This window comes from Mesorhizobium sp. M2C.T.Ca.TU.002.02.1.1 (genome assembly GCF_003997225.1).
In genome coordinates this window covers 1-2,016 of the sequence record NZ_RZTO01000989.1, presented here as the reverse complement: position 1 = coordinate 2,016, position 2,016 = coordinate 1, and the positions used below count along the sequence as shown (strand labels likewise).

At 65.2% G+C, this 2,016-nt stretch carries 2 protein-coding genes and 1 pseudogene; 2 read left to right on the top strand and 1 reads right to left on the bottom strand.

Going from position 1 to position 2,016, the window contains the following annotated elements; all coding sequences use genetic code 11:
* Nucleotides 1-106 (top strand): annotated as a pseudogene (locus tag EOD07_RS38820) (OmpA family protein); the annotation flags it as partial.
* Nucleotides 107-252: 146 nt separating this feature from the next.
* Nucleotides 253-720 carry a DUF1203 domain-containing protein gene (locus EOD07_RS32400; RefSeq protein ID WP_127238149.1) on the top strand — a complete coding sequence of 156 codons (468 nt, stop codon included), beginning with the start codon at nucleotides 253-255 and terminating at the stop codon, nucleotides 718-720.
* Between the two features lie 439 nt (nucleotides 721-1,159).
* Here EOD07_RS32400 and ald read toward each other — a convergent pair.
* The coding region (gene ald, locus EOD07_RS32395; protein ID WP_127238148.1) for an alanine dehydrogenase at nucleotides 1,160-2,016 on the bottom strand (857 nt) is incomplete at its 5' end.

Here is a 2,016-nt window from a genome sequence, read left to right as displayed (position 1 = left end):
GGACACCGTCGGCTATGGCGAGGAATTCCTGCTTGTGCAGACCCAGCAGGAGAACTGGCGCAACCGTCGCGTGACGCTGCGCCGCTTCGACGATTTCGTGCGGTAACGCTCAGGCCGACAACGCTGCTCGTCGAGGGCCCGGTTGCGCAAGGCAGCCGGGCTCTTTCATATGTGCGCGCCACCTGTCAGGAATCGGGTGGGAAGCGCTGGCGCCAAGCCATAATTTCCGGACATCGACACCGGAGATTGCCCATGAGCATCCAGTTCAAAGCCTTGCCGACCGAAGCCGTGCGCGCCTTGCAGCGGGGAGGGCCCGATGCCTATGGGCGCACCCCGGAGCACCGGATTTCCGACGGCGACGGTGTGCCATGCAGGCATTGCCTCAAGAACGTCGCCGAGGGTGACGGCTATCTGATCGTTGCCTACCGGCCGTTCCCGGATCTGCAGCCCTATGCCGAAACCGGCCCGATCTTCCTGCACGCCGAGGAATGCGAGCGCGCCGCCGACGGGGAAGCGCTGCCGGAGATGTTCGAAAGCAGCGACTATATCGTCAGGGGCTATGGCAAGGACGATCGCATCGTCTATGGCAGCGGCGCGGTCACGCCGACGGGCGACATCGCCGCTCGCGCGACAGCATTGCTTGAGCGCGACGACATCGCCTACATCCATGTCCGCTCGGCGCGGAACAATTGCTATCAATGCCGCATCGAGCGGGCCTGAGCCCAAACCCGTATGGCCCTAAAAAGAAGCCCGCCGATGGTCAGGCGGGCCGTTGGAGGGTCTGACAGAAGCTGTCGGCGAGTGCTGTCCGGGCCGGACTTGTCCAACCCGGAAAGCAGCTCAGGCCGCCAGTAACGACACGTGTCTAGGCGGCCTTCGCGCAGGGCGAATGTGAAGCGTTTCACACAAGGACGCATAATGGCTCGAAGGCGGGAACCAGCCTTTCAGGACTGTCGTATTCCCGTCGTACTCCTTTGCTAGAAAGTGGTTGTTGATGATGTGTCGACCGCGGATGGACCGGCGACAGATCGCAACATCGAGGAAGCGGGGCTTTTGCTCCGCTTTTTTGTTGCCCGGATTCGGTGCCGGTTTTGCGCGCAAGAAAAAGCCCGCCGGAATGACCCGGCGGGCGCGACAGGAGGAAGTTTCGGCCGGGATGTCAGGCCGCAAGGACCGCCTTCGGCTCGACCATTTCATAGCCGAGCGCTTCGGCGACGGCGCGGTTGGTGATCTTGCCCTTATGGACATTGAGGCCGTTGCGCAGGTGGTGGTCGTCGACCAGCGCCTTGAGGCCCTTGTCGGCGAGCTGCAGGCCATAGTGCAGCGTCGCGTTGTTGAGCGCATGCGCCGAGGTGACCGGCACGGCGCCGGGCATGTTGGCGACGCAATAGTGGATCACGCCGTCGACCTCATAGGTCGGATCGGCGTGCGTCGTGGCATGCGAGGTCTCGAAGCAGCCGCCCTGGTCGATCGCGACGTCGACCAGCACCGAGCCCTTCTTCATGCCGGAGAGCATTTCGCGGGTGACGAGCTTTGGCGCCGCGGCGCCCGGGATCAGCACGGCGCCGATGACGACGTCGGCCGAGAAGCATTCCTCTTCCAGCGCTTCGACGGTCGAATAGCGCGTATGCACGCGGCCGCCGAAGATGTCATCGAGCTGGCGCAGGCGCGGGATCGAGCGGTCGATGATGGTGACGTCGGCGCCGAGGCCGGCCGCCATCTTGGCCGCGTGCAGGCCGACGACGCCGCCGCCGAGCACGGTGACCTTGCCGGGCAGCACGCCGGGCACGCCGCCGAGCAGCACGCCGCGGCCGCCATTGGCCTTCTGCAGCGCGGTCGCGCCGGCCTGGATCGACAGGCGGCCGGCGACTTCCGACATCGGCGCGAGCAAAGGCAGGCCGCCGCGGTCGTCGGTCACGGTTTCGTAAGCAAACGCGGTGACGCCCGAGCCAAGAAGACCTTTGGTCTGCTCCGGATCGGGAGCGAGGGGGAGATGGGGGTAGAGGATCTGGCCGT